We start from the raw sequence: 15,966 nt of genomic DNA on the forward strand, positions 1-15,966 counted from the left end.
GGGCGGCGGCGCGGATGACGCGCCGCGGCATCGGCGATCACCGCGGCTCCGGTGCGATGACGACGACGGCGGCGTCATCGGTCGGCCGGCCCGGGCGGGCGGCGGTGAACTCGGTGACCGCGATGTCGACGGCCTCGGCGAGCGCGGCGGGGGTGGCACCCCGGTAGGCGGCGGCGAGCCGGGCCAGCCGGCTGACGCCGAAGCGGTCCTCGCTGCCCTTCGCGTCGGTCACGCCGTCGCTGACGAGCAGCAGCATGTCGCGGTCGTGCAGCTCGACGCGGATCTCGTCGTACGACGTCGAGGCCAGCGCACCGCACAGGCGGCCCCGCACGTCGACCTCGTGAATGCCTCCGCTGGAACGGACGACCAGCGGCGGCGGGTGCCCGGCGGAGGCGAGCGAGACGATCAGCGTGTCCGGCGAGATGGCCCGCGCCCGGGCGCACAGCGCGGAGAGCAACCGGGCGCCGACGGCCGGCTGGTCGGTGAGCTCGGTGTTCAACACGCGGAGCAGCTCGGCGGGTCTTCGCTGGAACCGCGAGCCGCCATGGACGACGTCACGCGCCTGCAGGCTGAGCAGTGGCGTCGGCAGACGGCAGGGGATCACGTCGCCGAGGAGCACCACCCAGTCGTCGGGGATGCCGATGACGTCGAGGAAGTCGCCGCCGAAGTCGTTCGGCCGGACACCGCGGCGCACCCGCGACGCGAGCGCCATCCCCGGCGTCCGCGGGGGCACGTTCGCGGCGCGGCGCGCGTCCACTGCGTCGGCGATGTCCGCGCGCTCGACGTGGGCCAGCGCGCTGTCCGCCGCCAGGGCGACCCGGTCGGCCAGCTCGGACAGGAACCCGGGGTCGTCGACCGGCTCGGTATCGGCCAGCGTCAACGTGCCGAACGTGCAGCCGTGCGCGGTCAGCGGCAGCACGACCAGTTCCTTGGCGTCGAGGAAGCCGGGCACCCAGGAGTCGTCGCCGATCGCCGGAACCACCTCGGCCACTCCGGTGGACAGCACGCGAGCCTGGCCGGACAGCGGGCCACCGGTCACCGGCCGCGGGACGTCCACGATGGACAGCTGGCCGGGGATCGGCCCGGCGGTGAGGCAGCGGAAGCCGTGTCGCGACGGCACGAGCAGCTGGGCCGAGCGCGCGATCCGCGGAACGCACGCGATCAGCGACCGGTTCGCGATGTCCTCGATCGTGAGGATTCCGAGCAGGTGTTTGGTGAAGTGGCTCAGGAAGCCCGTCGGTTCCCGGATGCCCTGAGCAGTGGGCTCCTCGAACATGCGCGCGAGCGTAACCGTCCAACTCATTCCACACTACCCTGCGTTACCAGCAACAACGCTGCTCGCAGGTGCATCCGCACGGGACAGGAGATTCGTAGACGCGGGTGTGTGGCAATCAGCCACCGCGTCTACGGAAGGAAGTTCCGTGATGAAGCTCGTCCGACTCGGCACCAGGGTGGCAGCGGTGACCGCCGCCGCCCTTCTGGTCTGCGGCGTAGCAGCGAGTCCGGCCGCCGCGACCGGGAAGCCGAACGGCACCAAGTCTCTGGCTGCGGTTCTGACCAGTGACAAGAGCGGTTTCGATCACAACAGCAAGGACTTCGACATCCTCACTGCGGCCGTGAAGGCCGTCCTGAAAGCCAAGCCGAAGAGCGCGGTAGGGGTGCTGGCCGACGGCACGAAGCCGCTGACCGCGTTCGTCCCGACCGACGGGGCGTTCCAGCAGCTGGTCTGCGAGCTCACCGGCAAGTGGCCGACCGAGCGCCAGGCCTTCACCGCGGTGGCCGGCCTGGGCATCAACACCGTCGAAGCGGTGCTGCTCTACCACGTCGTGCCCGGCGCGACCGTGGACAAGGCGGCGGCGTTGAAGTCCGACGGCGCCGAGCTCAAGACCGCCACCGGAGCCGTGCTCAGCGTCGACGTGCGGACCTCCTGGGGTAAGAAGAGCGTCCGGCTGGTCGACGCCGACTCCAACGACCGCGACCCGCGGGTCGTCGTCTTCGATGTGAACAAGGGCAACAAGCAGATCGCGCACGCGATCGACCGGGTCCTGCGCCCGAGCGACCTTCCCTGACGTAGTTGATGGAGTTCACCGGCGGAGCTCCCCTCGGAGCACGCTGGTGGCGGAGTGCGCGGGATCGCCGTCGAAGGCTTCGGCCGAGACGTCGATCCCGCGCCAACCCGCCGGATCCAGCCCGTTCGGAACGGGGAACCGGGCGACCTCGCCCGGTCGCACCGACCCCATCGCCTGCATCCTGGTCGTCCCCGGGACGAACATCCACGCTTCGTAGAACCCGTTGGTGAGCGGCAGGTTCCGCACGTCGATCTCCAGCTGCAACCGCCCGTCGGTACGCACGAGCCGGGCGTCGCCCGTCCCGCCCGCGGTCCCGACCGGCGTCAGCGCCGTCGACGCCACCACGGCACGCTCCGGCGTGCGCAGCTCCTGCCAGCCGAGCGTCGCACCGATGCCGAGAACCACGCCGAGTGCGCACGCCGCCACCGCCGTCGGTACCCACCGCTTCTTCTTCTCGACGTCCGGCAGAGCGGTGGTTTCGGCCGCGATCGCGTCCCAGACGCGTGCCGGCGGCGGGGGCGGTGAGAGGTCGTCCGGTTCGACGTCCCGGCCGAGGCCGACGACGTGCCGGAGCGTGGCGAGTTCCTCCCGGCACACCGCACACTCCGCGAGGTGCGACTCTTCGGCGTCGACGCCGCCCTCGCCGAGCGCCAGCAGGGTCAGCCGTTCAGGGTCGACGTGCCGCATGGTCCACCTCCTCCCAGGACCGGCGTAACTGGCTGACACCGCGCCGCAGGTGTGATTTCACCGTGCCGAGCGGTAATCCGGTCAAGGCGGCTATTTGCGTGTGCGTGAGGTCGTCGAAGAATGCCAGTTGGACGACCCGGCGTTGCTCGGGGGTCAGCTGGGCGAGGCGATCGGCGACCACCAACCGGTCGAGTACCCGTTCCGCGTCCGGTGGTGTCGGACGGATCGGGTCGACGGCCTCCACGGTCCGCACGACCCGCTCCTCGCGCTGCAGGGCACGCAACCGGTCGATCAGCTGACGCTTCGCGATGCCGATCAGCCAGGCGGCGAGGCGTCCGCGTGCCGGGTCGAACGTCGTGCGCCCGCGCCAGGCCGCGACGAACGTCGCCTGAGCGAGGTCCTCGGCGTCACTGGAGCTGGGCAGCGCCTGGCGGCCCAGGCGGTACACGAGCCCACCCCACCGGTCGTACATCGCGCGCAGCGCGCGTTCGTCGCCGGCCACGAACCGGGCGGCCAGCAGCGCGTCCGGGTCGTCGTAGTGGTGCGGGACCGTGCCCGACGCGTCGGTCGACGCTTCGGGGTCTCCGCCTGGTGTCATCGCCCGGCCTCCTCGACGGCAATGACGACCAGTCGACAGCTGCCGGGGAACTCCCGCAACTCGAAACGGGCAGTGGTGCAGGCACCACCATCGGATCCGCACGCTGGCACCATCGTTCACCCCCGCCTCGATCCCTAGCGTTTTCCCTGGCCGACGAACGACGGGAGAGACGATGAAGGAGCTGATGATCGGCGTGCTCGTGATGCTCGCCGCAGTGGCGGGGTGTGCGCAGCCGGTGTCCGGAGCCCCGGAGAAGCCACCCGGGATCGCGTGGGGACCGTGTCCGGCCCCCGCGGCGAGCGTCCCGACGAACCCGAAGCTGACCTGCGGCACGATCCGCGTTCCGCTGGACTACCGGCGCCCGGACGGGCAGACGATCACGCTCACCGTGTCCCGGCTCGCGGCCGCCGACCCCGCCAAGCGGCGGGGCGCGCTGCTGCTCAACCCGGGCGGTCCGGGCACCGAGGGGCTGCACCTGCCGGCGACGTTCGCGCAGCTGACGAGCGCGAAGGTGCTCGCCGCGTACGACCTGATCGGCTTCGACCCGCGTGGCGTCGGCCGCAGCACGCCGGTGACGTGTGGGATGAGCGTTGCGGAGACGGTGCCCACGAGCGCGTACCCGGCTCCGGACGGTTCGATCGACGTGAACGTCGCGTTCGCGAGGTCCGCGGCCGCGCGGTGCTCGGGACCATTACTGCCTTTTCTGACGACGGCGAACACCGCGCGGGACATGGACGTGATCCGGCAGGCACTCGGCGAGAAGCGCGTCTCGTACTGGGGCGGCTCGTACGGCAGCTACCTGGGTGCGGTGTTCGCGTCGCTGTTCCCGCAGCGTACGGACCGGATGGTGCTCGACAGTGCCGTCGACCCGGAGCAGATCTGGTACGACGAGTTCCGGCAGCAGAGCGCGGGGATGGCGACCCGCTTCCCGGACGCCACCCGGGTGGCCGGGAAGTCGGCCGAGTTCTACCTGGACCTCGCCGCGAAACTGGACCGGAAGCCGGTGACGGTTCCGGGCTCGCCGATTCCGCTGTCCGGCAACGTCTTCCGATACCTGACCTTCACGCTGCTCTACCAGGACGCCGCCTTGCAGCCGCTCGCCCAGGCCTGGCAGGCGAGCGCGGACCTCGTGGCCGGTAAGGCCACCCCGGCGGAGAAGGCGCTGCTGGCGCAGGTGCTGGCCGCGGTCACTCCCGCCTCGACGACGTCGCCGGGCGTGCCGGCGGACAACGCGATCGCGGCGGCCTACGCGGTGGTCTGCGGAGACGTCGACTGGCCGTCGGACGTGGCGACCTACCAGCGGAACGTGACAGCGGACCGTCGCGCCCACCCGCTCAGCGCCGGGTTTCCGGCCGACCTGTGGCCGTGCGCCTTCTGGCCCACGGAGCCGATCGAGAAGCCGGTGACGATCGCCGACCACGGCCCCCGCGTGCTGGTGCTGCAGAACGAGCGGGACCCCGCGACGCCGGTGGAGTCGGCCCGGGGGATGCGGCGGGCGCTGGGGGAGCGGTCCCGGCTGGTGACCGTCGCCGCTGGTGGGCACGGGGTCTACGGCACGCGGGGCACGGACTCGTGCGAGAACGTCGTAGCCGACAAGTATCTTCTCGACGGGATTTGGCCGACGAAGGACGTGCGGTGCAATTAGCTACGAGGTGGGCCCGCGACACCACTCGGGTGGTGGTCGCGGGCTTCGCCGCGTTCCTGCGTACGTTCGTCCTCGCGCTCGGCGTCGTCGGTGTGGGGTTGCCGTTCCTGGATTGGACGCTGGCCGCGACGCTGCGGGCAGCCGCGCGCCGGCAGGGGCGCACCACCTCCGTGCCGCGCCTTCGGGAGAAGCTCACCGACGGTGCCACCTGGCGCGCGGTCATGTGGCAGACCGTGCTCGGCCTCGTGCTGCTGCCGGTCGCGCTCGTCGTGCTGCTGTTGGCCATCGGGGGCCTCGCGGGTGTGCTCGCGCCCGCCCTCGAACTGGTGCCCCACCAGGAGGTGCTGGCGCTCAACGGCCAGGTGATCGACGGTCAGCGCACGGCGTGGTTGGTCTGCGCGCAGGGCGTCGGGATGGGCGTGGCCGGGTACCTGCTGGGGCGGCTGGTGCTGGTCGCCGACGCCCGGCTGGCGGGCGCGCTGCTGCGGCCTTCGAGGGAGAACGCGCGCATCGTCGAGCTCACCGAGAGCCGGGCGCAGAGCGTCCACGCGGCGGAACAGGAGCTGCGCCGCATCGAGCGGGATCTGCACGACGGCGCCCAGGCCCACCTCACCGCTGTCGCGCTGAACCTCGGGCTGGTGGAGCAGTTCCTCGACGACGCCAGGGCGCGCGGTCTGGTCGCTGACGCCCGGGCCAGCGCGGGCGCGGCGCTGGACGGGCTGCGTGACATCGTGCACGGCATCCACCCGCCGGTGCTCGCCGAACGCGGCCTGGCCGGGGGCGTGCAGGAGCTCGCACTGGCCGCGGCGATCCCCGTCTACGTGGACGTGGAGCTGCCGGAGCGGCCGGCGGCGCCGGTGGAGTCGGCGCTGTACTTCACGGTGGCGGAGCTGCTGACGAACGCCGGCCGGCACGCGCGGGCGGCGCACGCGTGGGTGCTCCTTCGTGGCACCGGCGACGCGATTCGGCTGATCGTGCGTGACGACGGACGCGGGGGCGCGGTGCCGCGCCCGGACGGTGGTCTCGCGGGACTACGAAGACGGCTGGCCGCGTTCGACGGCACGTTGACGATCACGTCCCCGCCCGGGGGCCCGACGATCATCGAGGTGACGGTTCCGTGCGCGTAGTGATCGCCGAGGATCTCGCGCTGCTGCGCGACGGGCTGGTGCGGCTGTTCACCGCGTACGACTGCACGGTGGTCGCGGCGGTGAGCACCGGGCCGGAGCTGCTCGACGCGCTGGTGGAGCATCGCCCCGACGTCGCCGTGGTCGACGTGCGGCTGCCACCGACGTTCACCGACGAGGGCCTGGTCGCCGCGATCGAGGCGCGGCGCCGGATCCCGGGGTTGCCGGTGCTCGTGTTGTCCCAGTACGTGGCGCAGCTGTTCGCGCGTGAGCTGCTGTCCGACGGCGCCGGTGCCGTGGGGTACCTGCTCAAGGACCGCGTCGGCGACGTGGCGCGGTTCGTCGACTCGGTGCGCCAGGTCGCCGCCGGTGGCACGGTGATGGACCCCCAGGTCATCGCGAAGCTGCTGGCCCGGCCCGCGCACGCCGACTCGCTCGGGCGCCTGACGCCACGGGAGCGCGAGGTGCTCGCGCTCATGGCGCAGGGCAAGAACAACGTCGCGATCGCGGAGGCGCTCACGGTCACCGAGAAGGCGATCCAGAAGCACATCAACGCGATCTTCGCGAAGCTGGATCTGACCTCGAGTGACCAGGAACATCGCCGCGTGCGGGCCGTCCTGACGTTTCTGGATTCCTAACCGAGTATCTCCCCGTTCTGGAGGTAGCGGGAGACGTTGAACCGGAGTGCTTCGCAGGCGGCGGACAGGCGGGGGCGGCCGAGCTCGGGGAGTAGCTCACCGGCCTCGCCCGGGTCGCAGAACGCGGCCTTCCGGGCGCGAATGGCGTCGGCCTGGGCGTCGGAGAGCATCCCGGCATCGAAGATGAGCGTCAGCCGGTCGTCGACGTAGTCCACGACGAGCAGGCGGTTCGGCGACAGGTCGAGGCCGAGCCCCTCGCGCAGGGCCCGCTGCGCCGTGGTCCACGGCGACTCGTCGGCACCCACCGTCCCACCGGGCAGGTTGTCGTCGACCAGAAGGACTTTGCCTTGCTGGTCGCGAACGAGAACATCGGCGATCACGATCTTGCGAGACTCGCCGGGGTTACGTTCCTGGAGCGGCAGTACTTGAGTCTGGGTCACGAGTGAGCGGTTCCCGGGAGGACGCGGAATGAATCTTGTCAGCCACCTCATCGAGCGCCGACTGCAGTTGCCGCCCCCGCTCACCCGGGACGTGGTCGTCCACAAAGACCTGCGGGTGCCGATGAGCGACGGCGTCGAACTGCTGGCCAACCGGTGGACGCCCCGCACCGGCGGCGACGGCCTCCCGACCGCGCTGATCCGCTCTCCGTACGGCCGGAGCGGCCCCCTGGCCAGCGGGATCGCACGCCCGCTGGCCGAGCGCGGCTACCAGGTGGTGATGCAGAGCACGCGCGGCGGATTCGGGTCCGGCGGCACGTTCGACCCGATGCGCCAGGAACGCGCCGACGGCCTCGCGACGCTCGACTGGCTCGTCGCGCAGCCGTGGAGCGACACGATCGTGCTGTTCGGGTTGAGTTACCTGGGGTACGTGCAGTGGGCGATCGCCGATCAGCTGCCGCCGCAGGTCAAGGCGCTGATTCCGATCGTGACCGAGTCCGCGTTGACGCTGGAGTTCCTGCGCTCCGACGGGATGTCGCTGGAGACGCCGTTCGGGTGGGGCGTGATGGTCAGCCAGCAGGAACGTCCGTTCGCGATGGTGCGGCAGTTTCGGCAGGAGCGGAAGACCGCGCAGGCGCTGCGGACGTTACCGCTGGCGTCGGCGGACGTGGCTGCGTGCGGTGTTCAGTCGGCGTACGTGCAGGACGTGCTGGCGCACGATGCGGACTCGGAGCGATGGGCCGAACTCGACCACACCGATCGGGTGGCCGCGGTGAACGCGCCGGTCAGCTCGATCGCCGGCTGGTACGACATCTTCCTGCCCGGGCAGTTGCGCGACTTCCGGATCCTGCAGGAGGCGGGGCACCCGGCGCGGCTGACCGTCGGGCCGTGGACGCACGTGGACTTCTCGAACACGCCGTTCACCGAGGCGATCGAGTTCGGGCTCGCGTATGCGCGCGGGGAGGAGCCGCGGGCCCGTCCGCCGGTGCGGTTGTACGTGTCGGGCCAGGACATGTGGCGCGACTTCGACTCGTGGCCTCCGCCGGGGTACTCGCCGTCCCGCCTCTACCTGGCACCCGACGCCTTCCTGACGCGGGCTGCCCCGGCGGCTGCGGCGTCGCCGGGGGACGCGGCTTCGGCGGTGGGGGCGGTCGACCGGTATCGGTACGACCCCGCGGATCCGACGCCCGCGGTGGGTGGGGTGCGGTTGATGCGGGGTGGGGGAGCGGGGCGGGTGGACAACTCGTCGCTCGAAGCGCGGCCGGACGTACTGACGTACACCACGTCGGTGCTGGAGGACGACGTCGAGGTCATCGGCGAGGTCAGCGCCGAGATCTGGTTCTCGTCGAGCCTGCGGTCCGCGGACGTGTTCGTCCGCCTGTGCGACGTCGACCCCGCGGGTCGGTCGTGGAACGTCTGCGACGGGCTGGTGCGCCTCGATTCCGCCGACGACGTGAGCCGCGCCGACGTGCGGCTGTGGCCGACCGCGTACCGGTTCCGCCGGGGTCACCGCATCCGCGTCCAGGTGTCGAGCGGGGCGTTCCCCCGCTACGCCCGCAACCTGGGAAGCGGCGAACCCCTGGCCACCGGCACGACCCTCCGCGCAGCAGACCAGACCGTCCACCACGACGCCGCCCACCCCTCCGCGATAGTCCTCCCGATCCGCCACGAGTAATCGGGGTTATGTCGCGAGTGCTCGGGCTCAACGCCGCCCGAACGAGCCCGGAAACTCGCGACGAAACCCAGAAAACTCGCGAGCGCGGGTTACGCCCAGCGGGGGTCGGCGGTGCGGGTTTCGCCCACGCCGCGCAGCGCTGCGTGCGCTGCGCGCACTAGCGGCGGCACGTCCACGTGGGCGATGAACCCGCGCCCCGCGGGCCCGTACCCCTGCTCGTCGTCGGTGAGACGCGGTACCTCGCCCATCAACAGCGCGAGGTACCGCTCGGCCGTCCACATCCCGAGCGGCGGATCGACGACCCGCAACTCGCCGTCGACCTTCGCCTGGTGAGCGGCGAAGTTCACCACCTGCACCTCGGGCGCCAGCAGCCGGAAACACGCATGCATCCGCAACTGCATCGACGCGTCCTGCACGATCACGATCCGCCGATGCGGCACCCGCTCGGCGTCGAGCAACTCCAGCACGTTCCGGACGTTGTTCCCGCAGTTCGTCGACGCCGCCTCCAGGAGATCGGCCTTCACCCCATGCCGCTCCCGCAGATACCGGTCGAACAGCGCGGCCTCGGTGCGGTCCTCCACGTCGTCCCACCCCAGCGCCTGCCGGCACGCATCCCGCAGCGCATCGGTGGAGTGCCCCTGCCCGCCCACGATCACGAAGTGCTCAGCGACGCGATCCCTGATCGCACCTGCGAAGACGTCACCCCCGGCGAGGATGCTCCCGCCGAACAGGATCGCCACGTCGACGGGCCCGAGCGCCTCCCGCGTCAACTCCTCCACGTCCCGCCGAGCACAGAAGTCCACCAGCGTGTTCACGGCGATCGCAGGCTCCACGCCGCCGATCGTATCGACCTCTCATCGTCCTTACGCCCGTCACGATAATGAGATATCGTGCGGGACGTGAGCATCGAGCAGGGTCAGCGACCGCTGGAAAGCGGAGTGCGAACGGACTTCCGGGACGCGATGAGCTACGGCTCCTACCTGCGCCTGGACCTCGTCCTGGGCGCGCAGCAGCCGCTCAGCACCCACCACGACGAGCTGCTGTTCATCGTCCAGCACCAGACCTCCGAGCTCTGGCTCAAGCTGATGCTGCACGAGCTGCGCTCCGCGCGGGATCTGCTCGACGCCGACCAGCTGTCGTGGTCGCTCAAGCGCCTGGCGCGGGTCAAGCGGATCCTCGAGACGATGACCGAGCAGTGGGCCGTGCTGGCCACGATGACGCCGAGCGAGTACGGCGAGTTCCGCACGATCCTCGGCCCGTCGTCGGGCTTCCAATCCCACCAGTACCGCGCCGTCGAATTCCTGCTCGGCAACAAGAACGCCGACATGCTCAAGGTCTTCGCGGCCGACCCGCCGGCGTCCGCGACGCTCGAGACGCTGCTGGACGAACCCAGCCTCTACGACGCGTTCCTGCGGCTGCTGGCCCGCCGCGGTTACCCGATCCCGAAGCCGATCCTCGACCGGGACGTCCGGAAGGCCTGGGTGGAGGACCCGGAACTGATCCCGGTCTTCGAAGGCGTCTACGACGACCCGGCCGCGGCCTGGGACGTCTACGAGGCCTGCGAGGATCTGGTCGACCTCGAAGACGCGTTCCAGTTCTGGCGTTTCCGGCACCTCAAGACGGTGCAGCGCATGATCGGCACGCAACCCGGCACCGGCGGCTCGTCCGGCGTGCCGTTCCTGCGCCGTGCACTCGACCTCACGTTCTTCCCCGAGCTCTACAGCGTCCGCGCGCGGATCGGAGGCTGAGATGGATCCGGTAGCCCTCGACGCGGCCGACCCGCTGGCCCACTTCCGCGACCGGTTCGTCGCGGCCGACATCGTCGCCTACCTCGACGGCAACTCCCTGGGCCGGCCGCTGCGCGTCACCCGTGACAACCTCGTCCGGTTCGTCGACGACGTCTGGGGCGAGCGGCTGATCCGCGCCTGGGACGAGGGCTGGATGGAGACGCCGACCACGCTCGGCGACACGATCGGCCGGGTCACGCTGGGCGCCGCCCCCGGCCAGACCGTCGTCGGCGACTCGACGACAGTGATGCTCTACAAACTGGTCCGCGCCGCCCTCGACGCGCGCCCCGGCCGCACCGAGCTCGTGCTCGACACCGCGAACTTCCCGACCGACCGCTACGTCCTGGAGGGCATCGCCGCCGAACGCGGTGCCACGCTGCGCTGGATCGACGCCGACCCGGCGTCGGGCGTGACGGCCGAGCAGGTGGCCGAGGTGATCGGGCCGCGCACCGCCGTGGTGCTGCTCAGCCACGTCGCCTACCGCTCCGGCTACCTGGCCGACGTGCCCGCGATCACGAACGCCGTCCACCACGCCGGCGCGCTCGTCGTCTGGGACCTGTGCCACTCGGTCGGGGTCGTTCCGCTGCGGCTCGACGAGTGGAACGTCGACTTCGCGGTCGGCTGCACGTACAAGTACCTCAACGGCGGACCGGGCGCACCGGCGTTCGCCTACGTCGCCACCGCGCTTCACGACACGGCACGCCAGCCGATCCAGGGCTGGATGGGCGCGGCCGACCCGTTCGCGATGGGACCGGCCTACCAGCCGGCCGCAGGAATCCGCCAGTTCGTCAGCGGCACCCCGCCGGTGGTCGGCATGCTGCCGATGCGCGACATGCTCGACCTGGTCGACGAAGCCGGCATCGACGCGATCCGCGCGAAGTCGACCGCCCTCACGTCGTTCGTCTTCGACTTCTTCGACGAGCACCTCGAGCGGCTCGGGGTCCGTGTCTCCACGCCCCGGGAAGCGGAGTGGCGCGGCGGTCACGTGACGCTCGACCACCCGGCGTTCCGCGAACTCGTGCCGCAGCTGCAGAAGCGCGGTGTGATCCCGGACTTCCGGCCGCCGGACGGCATGCGGATCGGGCTCTCCCCACTGTCCACGAGCTTCACCGAACTGGCTGCCGGCCTGCGGATCGTGGCGGAAACCCTGACGTGATCCTCGACGACATGGAGTCGTCGCCCGGCAGTACGACGTCTCTGCTCCGCACGATCGTCGGTACGTCGCTGCGTCGACTCGGTGGCTGGATGGCCGTCGCGCATATCGTCGATCTGGGAAGAACGGTTGGCCTGCCGGAAGCCCGCACCCGAACCGCGCTCGCGCGAATCAAGGCCAAAGGCCTGCTGGACGCCGAGCGACGCGGCGGAGTGCCGGGATACACGATCGCGGCCGACGCGATACCGATGCTCGAGCGTGGTGACCGGCGGATCTTCCATCCCCGCACGATGGGGGAGGGGGACCGCTGGTGCCTGGTTTCGTACTCGGTGCCCGAGGAGAACCGCGACGTACGGCACCAACTGCGACGGCGGTTGACGTGGATCGGGTGCGGTGCGGTGTCGCCGGCGCTGTGGATCTGCCCGGAGTACCTCACCGAGGAGGTCGAGCAGATCCTGGCCGACCTGGGGCTCGCGGGCAACGCGACGGTGTTCCGGGCCGAGGTCCGCGGTCCGGTGGACGCCGCACACTGGTGGGATCTTTCCGCGATCCGGGCGCGGCACGAGGCGTTCCTCGAGTCCTGTGGTCTTCCGGCGGCGGACACCCCGGAGGACGCCTACCGGGCCTGGATCCACGGCCTCGACGCCTGGCGGATCATCCCGTACATCGATCCGGGGCTCCCGGACCGGTTACTGCCCGACGACTGGCCCGGTCATCGCAGCGTCGCGGTGTTCCTCGAGCTGCGTGACCGGGTCCTGCCGCAGGCGCAGGCCTATGTGGACGGCGTGACGCGGTACACCGCGCCGGCGAGGTCGTCGCTGACGTAGATCGCCTTGTCGGCGCCCCGGATCGCCATCACCGGGCGCCCCCAGCGCGAGCCGTCGTCCAGCTGGAAGCCGGTCAGCAGCGTCTGCTGGGGCTGGAGCGTGCCGTTGCGCCACGGGAAGAACGACACCTCCGGCGCGCGCGGCGGCTTGCGGTTCCACGAGCCGTGGACGCCGACCAGCGCGCCCTCGCCGTAGTCGCCGCCGATGTCGGCGAAGCTCAGGCCCAGCGGGGCCGAGTGGGCGCCCATGCCCTGCTCGGTGGGGGCCAGGCTCGCGCAGTCCAGCTTGCTGCCGTCGGGATTGAGTTCGTCGTCGTTGACGAAGGGACGGTTGGTGTAGCTGAGCGGGGAGTCCTTCTCGCCCGGCTTCAGGTCCGGCTCGGGGTTGCAGTACGGCCAGCCGAGGTCGCGCCCCTCGGTGAGCTTGGCGAGCGGCTCCATCGGGTGGTCGTTGACGTACTCCTGGATGACGTCGCCGTTGTCGGGCTGGCCGTCGCCGTCGATGTCGGTCTTGTGCGGGTACTGGATGTTGTCGCGGTGGTTGACGCCGGTCCAGAGGCCACCGTCGGGGTCGAGCCCCAGCGCGGTGCCGTTCCGGACGCCGCGGGCGAACGTGGTCGGCTCACCGCCCGTGGCGGGGGCCTTGAGGATCGAGGCGCGCTCCGGGTCGGCGTCGCGGTCCTCGGCCGAGATGTTCGTCGTCGAACCGACCGAGATGTAGAGCTCTTTGCCGTCCTTGCTGACGACGACGGTCTTCAGCGCGTGCGCGTAGGCGCCCTTGAGGTCGGAGCTCTTCGCGTCGGGCAGGTTCTCGACCACGACCTTCTTGTCGGAGACCTCGCCGTTCTGGTAGGTGAAGGCGTTGATCTGGTTGCTCTCGGCGACGAAGAGCGTGTTCTTGGCGAAGGCCAGCCCGTGGGGCTGGTTCAAGTTCTCTATCAGGGGCCGCTGGGTCGGGGCGGCGTTGCCCTCGCCGGGAACCAGTTCGATGACGTCGCCGAACTTCGGGCGGGAGACCAGCAGGCGGTTGTCCGGGGTCCAGGCCAGCAGGCGGGCGCTGGGCACCCGGGCCCAGACCGAGACGGTCCAGTCGGGGGGTGCCTGTAATTCGCGGGGCTGGTCGAAGGGGGCTTCCTCGGTGCCCGGGAGCGCGTCGACGGTCGCGGTTTCGAGCTCGGGCGCGGTGGGTGCGGTCGGTGTGCTCTTCTCCTTGCTGGAGCTCCCGTTGCCGGAGCCTTCGTCGGAGGAACAGGCAGCCAGCGTGAGCGCGAGGCTGCCGGCGATGACCGCTCGCGCGATCGTCTTCATGAAGGTCGTCTCCCCGTGTTGACTTCTGTCTCTGTCCCATCAGGAGTCACGTCTCTAAACATGAGTATTCGACTCGACCAAACGGTTGCCTTTCGGTTCACTGTGCGGGTGGAATCGGACATCCGGGGTGCTCTGACGGCGGCGATGAAGGCCGCGATGAAACTGCGGGACCGGGAGGCGCTGTCGGTGTACCGCACGGCGCTGGCCGCAATCGCGAACGCGGAAGCCGTTACCGCTGGTGCGGAGCACCGCGCCGGGGCGATCGAGGCGTCGGCGGTGGGGGTGGGGGCTGCGGAGGTGGAGCGCCGCGCGCTCACCGAGCCCGAGATCGCGGAGATAGTCCGCCACGAAATCACCGACCGCCACGCGACCGCCTCAACCATACGAGCCGCAACCGCAGCCCCCGCGGCGGCGGCTGAGCGCCTCGAGCGGGAGGCGGCATTGCTCGAGGCGGTCCTCGACCGGTGAGGCGTGAACGTTTTGGTGGGCTATGCCCCACCAAAACGTTCACGCCTTGGCGGGGTAGATGCCCGACAGGGCGAGGGTGGTCAGGCGATCGGCGGTGTCGGGGTGATTCTCGGTGGCCAGGGACACCGCATTGACCAGCGTGAGCAGGTCGACGATCGAAACCTCGGCGCGCACCGCACCGGCCACCTGGGCGCGCATCAACAGCGAGGCCCCCGCGTCGGCGAGCATCTGCTCGCACCCGCTACCGGACGGCACCGCCATTCCACCGGCCAGCATCGACGCGGCCAACCCCCGCGTGGTCGCGCCATAGACCGCGAGCGCACGGAGCCACTCGGCCAACGCCGCCCCCGCGTCGTCGGCCTGCGCATACGCCGAAGCCTGCGCGCACATCGCCTCGATCCGGTCGTGGAACACCGCATCGAGCAGCGCCTGCCGGGACGGGAAGTGCCGGTGCAACGTCGCCGACCCGACCCCCGCCCGGCGCGCGATCTCCTCGAGCGAGGCCCCCGCCCCCGACCGGGCGATCTCCACCTCCGCCGCGGCCAGGATCTGGTCGTAGTTGCGCTGTGCGTCAGCTCGCATCCGATCCCTCCGCCGTTGACAACTGGGGTGCCACCCCGGTTATCGTAGCGGATGTAAACGGAGGGCCACCCCAGTTGGAGATCACATGCGCGTCGTACTGATCACCGGAGCCAGCACCGGCTTCGGCCGCCTCACCGCCGAGGCCTTGGCCCGGCGCGGTCACCACGTCTTCGCCGGTCTCCGCGACGTCGCCGGACGCAACGAGAAAGCCGCCGCCGAGCTGCGGGAACAGGGCGTCAGCGTCGTGGAGCTCGACGTTCTCGACCAGGCCTCCGCCGACGCCGCGGTCGAAGCCGTCATCGCGGCAGCAGGCCGGATCGACGTCGTGATCAACAACGCCGGCCGCATGTTCGCCGGCCCGATCGAAGCGTTCACCGCCGACGAGATCCAGACGATCCTCGACGTCAACGTGCTGGGCCCGGCGCGGGTCGCCCGTGCCGCCTTACCGCATCTGCGCCGCCAGGGGCACGGCGCGCTGATCCAGAACGGTTCGCTCGCCGGGTGGGTGTCGATGCCGTACACCGGGCTCTATGCGGCGAGCAAGGCCGCGGTCAAGGCGCTCGTCGAGACGTGGCACCACGAGCTCGCGCCGTTCGGCGTCGAGTCGGTGACCGTCGATGCGGCGTCGTACCCCCACGAACATCGGCGCCAACGCCGGTTCGCCTGCTGACCTGGAGCGGGTTGCGCCGTACGGCCAAAACTTCAACAACTTCATGTCCGACGTCATGGAGAGCGCGATGTCGGGCGAGCCCGCCGACCCCCGCGAGGTCGCGGACGTGTTCGTGAGCCTCGTCGAAATGCCCGACGGAACCCGCCCTCGCCGCACGATCGTGGGGCCGCCCCCGGTGCAGATCGCCGTCCGGGCCGCCAGCACCGCCGCCGACGAAGCCACCCACGCCGTGGCCACCGGCATGGGCACCGACTCCCACCTATCCTGAGCCACGCCCCGCGGTGCGCCCCCGCGGTGCG

At 70.8% G+C, this 15,966-nt stretch carries 18 protein-coding genes; 11 read left to right on the forward strand and 7 right to left on the reverse strand.

Translation table 11 applies throughout. The features are described 5' to 3' along the window. Nucleotides 1-37 precede the first annotated feature (37 nt). Nucleotides 38-1,303, reverse strand: coding sequence for a PP2C family protein-serine/threonine phosphatase (locus tag ACGFY5_RS29290; protein WP_392724746.1), 1,266 nt, complete (start codon nucleotides 1,301-1,303; stop codon nucleotides 38-40). Nucleotides 1,304-1,424: 121 nt separating this feature from the next. Between ACGFY5_RS29290 and ACGFY5_RS29295 the strand changes: the two genes are divergently transcribed. After that, nucleotides 1,425-2,069, forward strand: a complete 645-nt coding sequence (locus ACGFY5_RS29295; RefSeq protein ID WP_392724747.1) for a fasciclin domain-containing protein — start codon at nucleotides 1,425-1,427, stop codon at nucleotides 2,067-2,069. 15 nt (nucleotides 2,070-2,084) lie between these two features. Here ACGFY5_RS29295 and ACGFY5_RS29300 read toward each other — a convergent pair whose 3' ends face one another. Together ACGFY5_RS29300 and ACGFY5_RS29305 are read right to left on the reverse strand one after the other, a co-directional pair. Further along, nucleotides 2,085-2,756, reverse strand: coding sequence for an anti-sigma factor (locus ACGFY5_RS29300; RefSeq protein WP_392724749.1), 672 nt, complete (start codon nucleotides 2,754-2,756; stop codon nucleotides 2,085-2,087). Further along, nucleotides 2,737-3,354: an RNA polymerase sigma factor gene (locus tag ACGFY5_RS29305; RefSeq protein WP_392724750.1), complete on the reverse strand. Its 618-nt coding sequence runs from the start codon at nucleotides 3,352-3,354 to the stop codon at nucleotides 2,737-2,739. Before ACGFY5_RS29305 ends, ACGFY5_RS29300 begins: the two co-directional genes overlap by 20 nt. A gap of 172 nt (nucleotides 3,355-3,526) precedes the next feature. Between ACGFY5_RS29305 and ACGFY5_RS29310 the strand changes: the two genes are divergently transcribed. Genes ACGFY5_RS29310 through ACGFY5_RS29320 form a run of 3 tightly spaced genes read left to right on the forward strand, consistent with a single transcriptional unit; the run spans nucleotide 3,527 to nucleotide 6,761 of the window. After that, nucleotides 3,527-4,999, forward strand: a complete 1,473-nt coding sequence (locus ACGFY5_RS29310) for an alpha/beta hydrolase (protein ID WP_392724752.1) — start codon at nucleotides 3,527-3,529, stop codon at nucleotides 4,997-4,999. Then, the gene (locus ACGFY5_RS29315; protein ID WP_392724754.1) at nucleotides 4,990-6,126 is read left to right on the forward strand and encodes a histidine kinase; all 1,137 of its coding nucleotides are present in this window, start codon (nucleotides 4,990-4,992) and stop codon (nucleotides 6,124-6,126) included. Before ACGFY5_RS29310 ends, ACGFY5_RS29315 begins: the two co-directional genes overlap by 10 nt. Then, nucleotides 6,117-6,761: a LuxR C-terminal-related transcriptional regulator gene (locus ACGFY5_RS29320; protein WP_392724756.1), complete on the forward strand. Its 645-nt coding sequence runs from the start codon at nucleotides 6,117-6,119 to the stop codon at nucleotides 6,759-6,761. The genes ACGFY5_RS29315 and ACGFY5_RS29320 overlap by 10 nt, the downstream gene beginning before the upstream one ends. Here ACGFY5_RS29320 and ACGFY5_RS29325 read toward each other — a convergent pair. Next, complete coding sequence (locus ACGFY5_RS29325; protein ID WP_392724757.1) at nucleotides 6,758-7,201, reverse strand: NUDIX domain-containing protein; 444 nt, start codon at nucleotides 7,199-7,201, stop codon at nucleotides 6,758-6,760. The genes ACGFY5_RS29320 and ACGFY5_RS29325 overlap by 4 nt on opposite strands. Nucleotides 7,202-7,229: 28 nt before the next feature. Between ACGFY5_RS29325 and ACGFY5_RS29330 the strand changes: the two genes are divergently transcribed. After that, the gene (locus ACGFY5_RS29330) at nucleotides 7,230-8,873 is read left to right on the forward strand and encodes a CocE/NonD family hydrolase (protein ID WP_392724758.1); all 1,644 of its coding nucleotides are present in this window, start codon (nucleotides 7,230-7,232) and stop codon (nucleotides 8,871-8,873) included. Nucleotides 8,874-8,962: 89 nt separating this feature from the next. Here ACGFY5_RS29330 and ACGFY5_RS29335 read toward each other — a convergent pair whose 3' ends face one another. Beyond that, nucleotides 8,963-9,706 (reverse strand): YdcF family protein, encoded by a 744-nt coding sequence (locus tag ACGFY5_RS29335; protein ID WP_392724759.1) that lies wholly within the window; start codon nucleotides 9,704-9,706, stop codon nucleotides 8,963-8,965. Between the two features lie 66 nt (nucleotides 9,707-9,772). Here ACGFY5_RS29335 and ACGFY5_RS29340 point away from each other — a divergent pair, with 66 nt between their 5' ends. From ACGFY5_RS29340 to ACGFY5_RS29350, 3 genes are read left to right on the forward strand one after another with little or no spacing between them, the layout of a single operon-like run. After that, complete coding sequence (locus ACGFY5_RS29340) at nucleotides 9,773-10,621, forward strand: tryptophan 2,3-dioxygenase (protein ID WP_392724761.1); 849 nt, start codon at nucleotides 9,773-9,775, stop codon at nucleotides 10,619-10,621. A 1-nt stretch (nucleotide 10,622) separates the two neighbouring features. After that, nucleotides 10,623-11,816: a kynureninase gene (gene kynU / locus ACGFY5_RS29345; RefSeq protein WP_392724763.1), complete on the forward strand. Its 1,194-nt coding sequence runs from the start codon at nucleotides 10,623-10,625 to the stop codon at nucleotides 11,814-11,816. Continuing rightward, the gene (locus tag ACGFY5_RS29350) at nucleotides 11,813-12,640 is read left to right on the forward strand and encodes a PaaX family transcriptional regulator C-terminal domain-containing protein (RefSeq protein ID WP_392724765.1); all 828 of its coding nucleotides are present in this window, start codon (nucleotides 11,813-11,815) and stop codon (nucleotides 12,638-12,640) included. The genes kynU and ACGFY5_RS29350 overlap by 4 nt, the downstream gene beginning before the upstream one ends. On the opposite strand, the gene ACGFY5_RS29355 is transcribed toward ACGFY5_RS29350, so the two are convergent. After that, entirely contained in the window at nucleotides 12,586-13,947 is a 1,362-nt protein-coding gene (locus ACGFY5_RS29355; protein ID WP_392724767.1) for a PQQ-dependent sugar dehydrogenase, read from the reverse strand. The two genes, ACGFY5_RS29350 and ACGFY5_RS29355, sit on opposite strands and share 55 nt — an antisense overlap. Nucleotides 13,948-14,055: 108 nt before the next feature. On the opposite strand from ACGFY5_RS29355, the gene ACGFY5_RS29360 reads away from it, so the two are divergent. Then, nucleotides 14,056-14,415: a hypothetical protein gene (locus tag ACGFY5_RS29360; RefSeq protein ID WP_392724769.1), complete on the forward strand. Its 360-nt coding sequence runs from the start codon at nucleotides 14,056-14,058 to the stop codon at nucleotides 14,413-14,415. A 39-nt stretch (nucleotides 14,416-14,454) separates the two neighbouring features. On the opposite strand, the gene ACGFY5_RS29365 is transcribed toward ACGFY5_RS29360, so the two are convergent. Continuing rightward, nucleotides 14,455-14,997 (reverse strand): TetR/AcrR family transcriptional regulator, encoded by a 543-nt coding sequence (locus ACGFY5_RS29365; protein ID WP_392724771.1) that lies wholly within the window; start codon nucleotides 14,995-14,997, stop codon nucleotides 14,455-14,457. 85 nt (nucleotides 14,998-15,082) lie between these two features. On the opposite strand from ACGFY5_RS29365, the gene ACGFY5_RS29370 reads away from it, so the two are divergent. Both ACGFY5_RS29370 and ACGFY5_RS29375 read left to right on the forward strand, forming a co-directional pair. Then, nucleotides 15,083-15,667, forward strand: coding sequence for an SDR family NAD(P)-dependent oxidoreductase (locus ACGFY5_RS29370; protein WP_392724772.1), 585 nt, complete (start codon nucleotides 15,083-15,085; stop codon nucleotides 15,665-15,667). Then, the gene (locus tag ACGFY5_RS29375; protein WP_392724774.1) at nucleotides 15,615-15,935 is read left to right on the forward strand and encodes a hypothetical protein; all 321 of its coding nucleotides are present in this window, start codon (nucleotides 15,615-15,617) and stop codon (nucleotides 15,933-15,935) included. The genes ACGFY5_RS29370 and ACGFY5_RS29375 overlap by 53 nt, the downstream gene beginning before the upstream one ends. Nucleotides 15,936-15,966 lie beyond the last annotated feature (31 nt).

This window comes from Cryptosporangium sp. NPDC048952 (assembly GCF_043197895.1).
GTDB lineage: Bacteria > Actinomycetota > Actinomycetes > Mycobacteriales > Cryptosporangiaceae > Cryptosporangium.